Origin of the sequence: Synechococcus sp. A18-25c (assembly GCF_014280035.1) — a bacterium.
Classification (GTDB): domain Bacteria; phylum Cyanobacteriota; class Cyanobacteriia; order PCC-6307; family Cyanobiaceae; genus Synechococcus_C.
Genome location: NZ_CP047957.1, coordinates 808291 through 817212, shown reverse-complemented (window position 1 = coordinate 817212; position 8922 = coordinate 808291). Strand labels below are relative to the sequence as shown.

Genomic DNA, 8922 nt, shown 5'->3' with positions numbered 1-8922 from the left:
GACATTGGGCCGACAGGGTCCTTTTTAAGATCTGACGAGTTGAACGGAGGGCCATGGGCTGGCTGTGGCGCCGGAAATCCAAACGCCGCATGGCGCGCATCGAAATCGAAGGTGCGATTAGCGGCTCGACGCGACAGAGAGTGCTGAAGGCCCTGCGGGAGGTTCAGGAGCGGGAATTCCCGGCACTGCTGCTGCGCATCGACAGCCCTGGTGGCACAGTCGGTGACAGCCAAGAGATCCATGCAGCGCTGCTGAGACTCCGGAACCAGGGCTGCAAGGTGGTGGCCAGCTTCGGAAACATCTCGGCCTCTGGCGGGGTGTACGTGGGCGTCGCCGCTGACGCGATCGTTTCCAACCCAGGCACCATCACCGGGTCGATCGGCGTGATCCTGCGCGGCAACAATCTCTCTGAGCTGCTGCAGAAGATCGGTGTCCGCTTCGAAACGGTGAAAAGCGGCGCTTACAAAGACATCCTCTCGCCGGACCGCGCCCTGAGCACCGAGGAACGCGCCTTGCTGCAGAGCCTGATTGACAGCAGCTACGACCAGTTCGTGACCGCTGTCGCGGAGGGCCGCAATCTTGAAGAAACCAAGGTCCGCAGCTTCGCCGATGGCCGCGTGTTTAGTGGCGCCCAGGCCAAGGATCTCGGCCTTGTGGATGAGCTGGGCGATGAGGAGGCAGCGCGAAGGCTGGCGGCACGCCTGGCTGATCTCGATGAGGAGCGCTGCAAGCCGGTGACCCTCGGCAAACCCCGCAAGCGACTGTTGCAGAACCTGCCGGGCTCGCGGCTGCTCACAAGGCTGGAGCAGGTCCTGAACACCGAACTGGAACTCAGCGGTCAGCCCCTTTGGATGCATCGACCATGACGGAGTCCCTGCAACTGCGCGGGCTGCGCGGCGCTACCACCAGCAGTGAGAACACGGTTCAAGCGATCCGTCATGCGGTCAATGAACTGGTGGAAGCCCTGATGGATCAAAACCACTTGAGCCCCCAACAGCTGGTGTCTGTCACCTTCTCGGTGACCGCTGATCTGGATGCGAGTTTCCCTGCCGCCACGGCACGGCACCGTCCCGGCTGGGACGCCGTGGCCTTGCTGGATGTCCAACAGATGGCCGTGCAGGGGGATCTGGCCCGCTGCATCCGCCTGCTCGCCCATGCCTGGCTGCCCGCGACGCAACCGTTGCATCATCCCTATCTGCGCGGGGCGATGAAGCTGCGCCCGGACCGATCTCGTCACAACTGACAGATCAAGGGCCGACCCCCACGGCCGTTCACCGGGAGTGATTCTCACGACAATTCACAAACGACTCACGGCTCAAGGGCCGATCACTTTCTTGCCGCGATGACCCGACATTTTCCCTTCATGAGCCGAAGCGCTGGTATCGCAGCCCTGATCAGCTGTGGCGCCATCGGCACCACCGCCTTGCTGCAACCCCTTTCAGCACCACCGGCATCGGCACAAAACACTCCGTCGCTCTTGGAATTCCGCTGGGATGACAACAGCGGTTATCGCAAGCTGTATTTCGTGCAGAGCAGCCAGCGTCAGCGGGAACGGGCTGAGTACATGTTCATGTTGCGACCCAAGGATCGAAAGACCGCCATTCTCAAACTGAGCATCAGCGTGCCCAGGCACTTCAACGCCCGCATTCGTCCCAAAAACCTCTCTCTTTGCAGGATGAAACTGGGCGGAATGCTGTCGCGCAGTCGTTGCGAAGAGGTTCTGCCGGCGGTGATTGAGGTGAACGAAGAGCAAACCGCGATTGATGTCTTTCCCGACACGCCGATCCCGACCGGTGGCACCGTTGCCGTGGTGATGAATGTGTTCAACCCCACCAAGTCGGGCATGTTCCAGTTCAATGCCCTTGCTCAGGCCCCCGGAGAAGTGCCGGTGTCTGGCTATCTGGGCAGCTGGTCCGTCGATATTGACTGACCCAAGCTGATAAACTCGCTTCTTGACGAAAGGCCGGGCGCCGTAACTATCCAATGACCAAACGAACTCTCGGAGGCACCAGCCGCAAGCGCAAGCGCGTCTCAGGCTTCCGAGTGCGGATGCGCTCTCATACTGGCCGGCGCGTGATCCGCAGTCGCCGTAAGCGCGGACGGGCCCGTCTCGCTGCTTGATCAGTCAAGACATCTGCGATGGTCTTGCCGGCATCCATGCGCCTGCGTGGCCATCGCTGTTTCGACCACCTTCATCGGCGAGGCAGACGATTTCACAGCACCTTGATGGTGTTGCGCACTGCCCCAGCCAGAAATGAATTGCTGAACCGCAACGCGGCGTTGAAGACCTCATCGTCCACAGCGGATCGCGCACGTTGCCGCGTGGCTGTCGTAATCAGCAGCAAGGTGAGCAAGCGTGCCGTTGTGCGCAATCGCCTGCGTCGCCGCTTGCACGCGCATCTGCGCAGCCGCTTCGAACAGGCACCGGAACACGGTGCCATCTGGCTTTTGGTGAGTTTGAAGCCAGGGGTTGCCCCCGAGAGCCACGCCTTGCTGGAAGAATGCGACAGATTGCTTAAACAGGCAGGGCTGACGACATGAACGGTTCGATCCAGGAAGACACCTTTTACGAGGGGGGCCCTGCTAAAGGGGATCTGATTTTCAACCTCCTTCTGGGCCTCACCCTGATTGGTCTGCCCTTCGCTGTTGGCGGGGTGGTTCGTGCCCTCTGGCTGCGTTTCAAGGTCACCAGCCGGCGCATCTCCGTGAGCGGCGGCTGGCTGGGCCGCGATCGCACCCAGGTTGTTTACAGCCAGATCAAGGAAGTGCGCTGTGTGCCTCGGGGCTTCGGTGCTTGGGGGGACATGGTGCTGGTGCTAACAGACGGCTCGCGCTTGGAACTTCGCTCCATGCCTAAGTTCCGAGAGATCGAGACTTACATCGAGGAACGGATTAAGTCCCGTCCTGCGGCCAAAGGTGCAGAGAGCGACATCGCTTCCACCAAGGGATTCGCTGCCTGACCCTTGGCATGAGCGCAACGGCATCGCCGTTGTTGCACACTGGCATCACCTTTCATCACCACGCGGAACGCCATCGTGATCGGGTACATCTCCGACAATCTGCTGCTGCCAATCCTCGATTTCTTCTACGGATTGGTCCCCAGCTACGGACTCGCGATCGTGGCGCTCACGGTAGTGATCCGCCTCGCACTGTTCCCTCTCAGCGCCGGATCCATCCGCAGTGCACGCCGCATGCGCATCGCCCAACCGGTGATGCAGAAGCGGCAAGCCGAGATCAAGGCGCGCTTCGCCAGCAACCCTCAAAAGCAGCAAGAGGAGCTGAGCAAGCTGATGAAGGAGTTCGGCAGCCCGCTGGCCGGTTGTCTACCTCTGCTCGTGCAGATGCCGATCCTGTTTGCCCTGTTCGCCACGCTGCGCGGATCACCGTTCGCGGATGTGCCGTACACCCTCAATCTGAAGGTGCTGCCCTCGGAGCAGATCGCTGCCATCGAACCCAAGCCCTTCAGCAGCGCCAGCCACTCGATCTTTGTCACCGAAACCGATCACGTTCCCGTGATCGCCAGCCTGCCGGGCGGCACCAAGATCGGCTCAGGGGAATCGGTCCAGATCCAATTGCAGACCAAAAGCGGCACGCCCTTTAGCGAGGTGCTGACTGGGGTCGACAACGGCCAGTCTTTTCTCCCCGACTGGACGGTGACCAAAGGCGAATCCATCGTGTCCGTCTCGGACAGCGGCACCATCACTGCTTTGGCTCCCGGCGACGCCACCGTCGAAGGCAAGATCCCCGGCCTAGCGGCCCGCAGTGGTTTCCTCTTCATCAAGGCCCTGGGTCAGGTGGGCTTCTACACCGATGGTTCGATCAACTGGGACATCGCCATCTTGGTGGGTTCCTTTGGCGTGAGTCTGTTCATTTCCCAGCTGCTGTCAGGAATGGGAATGCCTGCCAATCCCCAACAGGCCACCGCCAACAAGATCACGCCAGTCATGATCACGGGCATGTTCCTGTTCTTCCCATTGCCCGCGGGCGTTCTCCTCTACATGGTGATCGCCAACATCTTCCAGGCTGCGCAAACCTTCCTGCTCACCCGCGAGGCCCTGCCTGACAACCTCCAGGCCATTCTTGATGAGCAGTTGAAACAGGCCCAGACACCTGCAGCCGCCACCGCCAGCGGTGCAGCCGGCAGCCGGCTGCCCTTCGAGCCGAAAGGCGGGAACAAATGATCCCCGGCCTCGAGCCGGTACCGCTGAGGGAGCTCCAGGCTCTGGGAACGTCCAGGGTCTGGAATGTGGAGGGGCAACTCGAGGCGATCCAAAGCCTGACTCCCGTGCGTGGCAGCCTCAGGGCTGAGCACCGCGGCAACCTGCTTGAGGTGGAGGGGTCGCTACAGACCATCGTCTGCCTTCGTTGCGATCGCTGCCTGGGTCGCTTCAATCAAGAGCTCAAGGCCGAGTCCAAAGAACTGATCTGGCTTGGGGGTGAGCCAACGGACGAATTACTGGCCGATGCAGGGCTTGATCCGGAAACCCCTGACGGTCTGGTGGACGTGCTGGATCCCCGTGGGGATTTCGAACCGGAACGCTGGGTGTTTGAACAACTGAGTCTTCAGATGTCGGTGGTCAACCGTTGCGGCGATCTCTGCCCAGGCATGCCAACTCACGCGGCCGAGCCTCGCAAACCATCAAGCGCCGCGGCCGTGGATCCTCGCTGGAAGGCACTGCGGGATCTGCAGTCGTCCCTGCAACCGGATAGGGGAGACCATGGCTAACACCTGGATCGGTCAACTGGATCTGCTCATTCGGTCGGGCACACCCCTGATCTGGATCCGCAGCCATGAAGAAGAGCGCGTTGAGGGACTGCTGAGGCAGACCTGTCAGCGCCTTCCGGATCGAACCCTGGCCAGCTGGGACTTCGTAGGCGGCCTTAGTGGCGTGCTGGGGCAAGAACAGCTGGGTGCGCGTCAGCCCATGGCCGTCCTCCAGTGGCTTCAAGATCGCCCCAGCAGCAACCCCACGCTGCTGCTGCTGAAAGACGTGCATCGCTTCTGCGATGACCCCGGCATTGCCCGCATGCTGCGCAACCTTGCCAGCCAGCTGCGCACGACGCCTCACACCCTGATCGTGACCTGCGGGCAGTGGACTCCACCCGCAGACCTGGATGAAGCGCTCACACTGCTGGATCTGCCATTGCCCCAGGAAGAGGAGCTACGCACACTGCTGGCCAATATCGCCCGCGCCAGCGGACGCGACCTGGAAGCGGATGTGCTGGAAGAACTCACCCACGCCTGCTGTGGCCTCAGCGAGGCACGCGTGCGGCATGTGGCCGCTAAGGCTCTCGCTCAACGGGGATCCCTGAGCCGTGACGATCTGGCTGATGTGCTGGAGGAAAAGCGCCTCTCCCTCGCCCGCAGCGAAGTACTCGAGTTCTGCCGGACCGATGCCACACCGGGCGACATCGGCGGCTTGGAGACGTTGAAGCACTGGCTGGATCAACGCCACCGTGCCTTCAATGACGATGCCCGTCGATTCGGCCTGCCCCTCCCCCGCGGGGTTCTGCTTGTCGGCCCCCAGGGCACCGGGAAATCACTCACGGCCCGTGCCATCGCACACAGCTGGTCCATGCCGCTACTGCGACTGGATGTGGGCCGACTGTTTTCCGGTCTGGTGGGGGCCAGTGAAGCGCGCACCCGCGACATGATTCAACGGGCAGAAGCCATGGCCCCATGCGTGCTGTGGATTGACGAAATCGACAAAGGGTTCGGCAATGACAGCCGCAGCGATGGCGGCACCAGCCAGCGCGTACTCGCCACCGTGCTCACCTGGATGGCCGAGAAACGCTCTGCGGTGTTTGTGGTGGCCACCGCCAACGGCGTGGAGCGCCTGCCAGCGGAACTGCTGCGGAAAGGACGATTCGATGAGATCTTCCTGCTGGACCTTCCCTCGCGGGACGAGCGCAACAGCATCCTGAGCTTGCACCTCCAGCGCCGACGCCCCGGTCTCGAGCTGCCTCTCTCCACCGTGGTCGACCGCACCGATGGGTATTCAGGCGCTGAACTCGAGCAGGTGGTGATTGAAGCCATGCACCTGGCCTTCGCAGACAGCCGGGAGCTGTCTGAGAGCGATTTGATTCAAGCAGCGGCACAGCTGGTGCCACTGTCACGCACCGCACGGGAACAACTCGAGAGCCTCAAGCAATGGGCGAGCGCAGGGCGCGCACGACCCGCTTCATTGCGGGGCGTAACGAACTCTCAAACGGCGTAACAATCTGAGTGGGGCACTCAGGTCAAAACCCTGTGCACTCCGTAAGTTCCGGTCATCGACCGCGATCTTTCTGTGAACCGTCCTTCCGATTTCACTGCTCAGCTGGCAGCAGCCTGCCTCGGGGCCGGTGTGATCACCACGGTGGCTGTGGCGCAGGGCCAGAACCCGATTACCGCACTGGGAATCACCCTGTTCTCCGCCGTCGCAGCTGTCATGGTGGGACAGGTTCTCTGAGCGCGAGGAAGGCGCTGACAGCGGACGCTTAGGCTGCCGGCGCTGTCATCTGAATCCCTGTGCTCGATCAGCGTCTGGTGCGAGAGAACCCTGAGCTGATTGCGGCTCAACTGGGGCGCCGAGGCATGGATGTTGATCTCACATACCTGCAACTGATCGCACAGCAACAGCGCGACCTCGAAGAACAACGCAGCAACCTCCAAGCCGAAGGCAACCGGATCGGCAAGGAGGTGGGCCAGAGAATCAAAGGAGGTGCGGATCCGAAGGGGGATGACATCGCCGAATTGCGCAAGGAAGGCAACGCCATCAAGCAGAAGGTGGCGGTGCTGGAAGACGAGGAAAAGCAGCTGGCCTTGAAGCTGAAGACCCAGCTGCTCACCTTTCCGAACCTGCCGTCGAGCGAAAGCCCCGATGGCAAGGACGAAACCGACAACGTTGAGGTGCGCCGCTGGGGCAGTCCACGCGAAGAGCGAGGCCTCGAGGAGCATTGGGCGATTGCCGATCGCCTGGGGCTTCTCGACAGCGAGCGGTCCGTGCGGATTGCTCAGAGCCGCTTTGTGACCCTGCTCGGCCAGGGCGCGCGGCTGGAACGGGCCCTGATCAATTTCATGCTGGACCTGCACACCGGTAAGGGCTACCGGGAAGTGCTGCCTCCAGTGCTGGTCAACAGCGCCAGCCTCACAGGATCCGGTCAGCTTCCGAAATTTGCCGAGGAAAGCTTTCGCTGCGCTGAAGACGACCTGTGGCTGACACCCACGGCCGAGGTGCCGGTCACATCACTGCACCGTGAAGAAATCATCCCGGTGGATCAGCTGCCGTTGCGCTACGTGGCGTACAGCCCTTGCTTCCGTCGCGAAGCAGGCAGCTATGGCCGTGACACCCGTGGGTTGATCCGCTTGCACCAGTTCAACAAAGTTGAGCTCTACTGGTTCGCCCATCCCGACCAGTCGGCTGAGGCCCACGCCCAGATCACTGCCGATGCCGAAGCGGTGCTGCAGGCCCTGGAACTGCCCTACCGCGTGCTCGAGCTCTGCACCGGTGATCTCGGCTTCTCCGCCACCCGAACCTATGACTTGGAAGTGTGGCTTGCCGGCGCGGGTGCCTACCGGGAGATCTCCAGTTGCAGCGTTTGCGGGGATTTCCAGGCGAGGCGTTCTTCCATCCGCACCAAAGAAGGCAAAGCCACCCGGCTGGTTCACACCTTGAACGGAAGCGGTCTGGCCATCGGCCGCACCATGGCGGCGTTACTGGAGAACGGTCAGCAAGCCGATGGGAGCGTGAAACTCCCCCAGGCGTTGGTGCCTTACTTCGGTGGCGACCACATCCGGCCAGAATGATTCCACTCAATCGGATCTCATGAACGTTCTGGCCTCACTGCTGGCTCTGGGGCTGCTGATCGTGATCCATGAAGCCGGGCACTTCCTGGCTGCTCGACTGCAGGGCATCCGTGTAAATGGCTTCTCGGTGGGATTCGGACCTGCATTGCTCAAAACCGAGCGCGATGGTGTCACCTACGCGCTGCGCCTGTTACCCCTCGGCGGTTTCGTCTCCTTCCCGGACGATGACGAGGCCAGCGAGATTCCGGATGACGACCCAGATCTGCTACGCAACCGTCCGATTCCTCAGCGGTTGCTCGTCATCAGTGCTGGAGTGCTGGCCAACCTGCTGCTGGCCTGGTTGGTGCTCGTCAGCCACACGGCCGTGACCGGGGTGCCTGGAGAACCAGCCCCTGGGGTGATGGTGATGAGCGTGCAGGGCGGCGAAGCAGCCGCCACATCGGGGTTGAGGGCGGGCGACCGCATCCTCAGCATCGATAATGTTCTTCTAGGAAGCGGCGAGCCGGCGGTCAAAGCAGCCGTGGACCCGATCCGTCAACACCCCGGGCAATCCCTGAGCCTGCGCATTGAACGCAACGGGGAGCAACTCCCGCTGACGCTCACCCCCTCAGATCAACAGGGCACCGGTCGCATCGGCGCTCAGTTGCAAGAGGTTCTCACCGGCGAAAGCCGACCCGTGGGATCGCCCTGGGAAGCAATCACGGTGTCCAGCCATCAGTTCAGCGGACTGGTCACTCGCACAGCGGCCGGATATGCCGGACTGTTCACCAATTTCGGTGCCACAGCGCAGCAGGTGTCGGGCCCGGTCAAAATCGTGGAGATGGGCGCTCAACTCTCCAGTCAGGGAGGCTCCGGCTTGGCCCTGTTCGTGGCCTTGATTTCCATCAACTTGGCCGTGCTCAATGCCCTGCCCCTGCCCCTGCTCGATGGAGGCCAGGCGGTGTTGTTACTCCTGGAGGGCCTACGCGGTCGACCGCTGCCCGAGCGCTTCCAACTGGCGGTGATGCAATCGAGCCTGCTGTTCGTGCTCGGCCTCAGTGTTCTGCTAATCGTGCGCGACACCAGCCAGCTGCCGGTGGTGCGTCAGTTACTGGGACAGTGAGACGGTATCGTTGTTGATCGAACCGCTCCTT

12 protein-coding genes are annotated in these 8922 nt (G+C 61.9%); all 12 read left to right on the top strand.

The window, feature by feature from the left end:
* The first annotated feature begins 53 nt into the window (after positions 1-53).
* The 12 genes from sppA (at position 54) to rseP (ending at position 8891) form a co-directional block, all read left to right on the top strand.
* Complete coding sequence (gene sppA, locus SynA1825c_RS04420) at positions 54-866, top strand: signal peptide peptidase SppA (RefSeq protein WP_186470448.1); 813 nt, start codon at positions 54-56, stop codon at positions 864-866.
* Entirely contained in the window at positions 863-1243 is a 381-nt protein-coding gene (aroH, locus tag SynA1825c_RS04415) for a chorismate mutase (RefSeq protein ID WP_186470447.1), read from the top strand. The genes sppA and aroH overlap by 4 nt, the downstream gene beginning before the upstream one ends.
* 120 nt (positions 1244-1363) lie before the next feature.
* Positions 1364-1930, top strand: a complete 567-nt coding sequence (locus SynA1825c_RS04410; protein WP_255477062.1) for a DUF2808 domain-containing protein — start codon at positions 1364-1366, stop codon at positions 1928-1930.
* Positions 1931-1983: 53 nt separating this feature from the next.
* Entirely contained in the window at positions 1984-2121 is a 138-nt protein-coding gene (gene rpmH / locus SynA1825c_RS04405) for a 50S ribosomal protein L34 (RefSeq protein ID WP_186470445.1), read from the top strand.
* An 18-nt stretch (positions 2122-2139) separates the two neighbouring features.
* On the top strand, positions 2140-2541 hold the full coding sequence (rnpA, locus tag SynA1825c_RS04400) for a ribonuclease P protein component (RefSeq protein WP_186470444.1): 402 nt from the start codon (positions 2140-2142) through the stop codon (positions 2539-2541).
* Positions 2538-2960: a PH domain-containing protein gene (locus SynA1825c_RS04395; protein WP_186470443.1), complete on the top strand. Its 423-nt coding sequence runs from the start codon at positions 2538-2540 to the stop codon at positions 2958-2960. The genes rnpA and SynA1825c_RS04395 overlap by 4 nt, the downstream gene beginning before the upstream one ends.
* Before the next feature lie 75 nt (positions 2961-3035).
* Entirely contained in the window at positions 3036-4181 is a 1146-nt protein-coding gene (gene yidC / locus SynA1825c_RS04390; RefSeq protein WP_186470442.1) for a membrane protein insertase YidC, read from the top strand.
* On the top strand, positions 4178-4726 hold the full coding sequence (locus SynA1825c_RS04385) for a DUF177 domain-containing protein (protein WP_186470441.1): 549 nt from the start codon (positions 4178-4180) through the stop codon (positions 4724-4726). Before yidC ends, SynA1825c_RS04385 begins: the two co-directional genes overlap by 4 nt.
* Positions 4719-6218 (top strand): AAA family ATPase, encoded by a 1500-nt coding sequence (locus tag SynA1825c_RS04380; protein ID WP_186470440.1) that lies wholly within the window; start codon positions 4719-4721, stop codon positions 6216-6218. Before SynA1825c_RS04385 ends, SynA1825c_RS04380 begins: the two co-directional genes overlap by 8 nt.
* A gap of 72 nt (positions 6219-6290) precedes the next feature.
* Positions 6291-6452: a hypothetical protein gene (locus SynA1825c_RS04375; RefSeq protein WP_186470439.1), complete on the top strand. Its 162-nt coding sequence runs from the start codon at positions 6291-6293 to the stop codon at positions 6450-6452.
* Positions 6453-6511: 59 nt separating this feature from the next.
* Positions 6512-7789, top strand: a complete 1278-nt coding sequence (gene serS / locus SynA1825c_RS04370) for a serine--tRNA ligase (RefSeq protein ID WP_186470438.1) — start codon at positions 6512-6514, stop codon at positions 7787-7789.
* A gap of 19 nt (positions 7790-7808) precedes the next feature.
* Positions 7809-8891: an RIP metalloprotease RseP gene (gene rseP, locus SynA1825c_RS04365; protein ID WP_186470437.1), complete on the top strand. Its 1083-nt coding sequence runs from the start codon at positions 7809-7811 to the stop codon at positions 8889-8891.
* The last annotated feature ends 31 nt before the right edge of the window (positions 8892-8922 follow it).

Coding starts and splice junctions, on each gene's coding strand:
- sppA (WP_186470448.1), top strand. CDS start 54: ATGGGCTGGCTGTGGCGCCGGAAATCCAAACGCCGCATGGCGCGCATC.
- rpmH (WP_186470445.1), top strand. CDS start 1,984: ATGACCAAACGAACTCTCGGAGGCACCAGCCGCAAGCGCAAGCGCGTC.
- rseP (WP_186470437.1), top strand. CDS start 7,809: ATGAACGTTCTGGCCTCACTGCTGGCTCTGGGGCTGCTGATCGTGATC.
- rnpA (WP_186470444.1), top strand. CDS start 2,140: ATGGTCTTGCCGGCATCCATGCGCCTGCGTGGCCATCGCTGTTTCGAC.
- aroH (WP_186470447.1), top strand. CDS start 863: ATGACGGAGTCCCTGCAACTGCGCGGGCTGCGCGGCGCTACCACCAGC.
- SynA1825c_RS04410 (WP_255477062.1), top strand. CDS start 1,364: ATGAGCCGAAGCGCTGGTATCGCAGCCCTGATCAGCTGTGGCGCCATC.
- SynA1825c_RS04380 (WP_186470440.1), top strand. CDS start 4,719: ATGGCTAACACCTGGATCGGTCAACTGGATCTGCTCATTCGGTCGGGC.
- SynA1825c_RS04385 (WP_186470441.1), top strand. CDS start 4,178: ATGATCCCCGGCCTCGAGCCGGTACCGCTGAGGGAGCTCCAGGCTCTG.
- SynA1825c_RS04395 (WP_186470443.1), top strand. CDS start 2,538: ATGAACGGTTCGATCCAGGAAGACACCTTTTACGAGGGGGGCCCTGCT.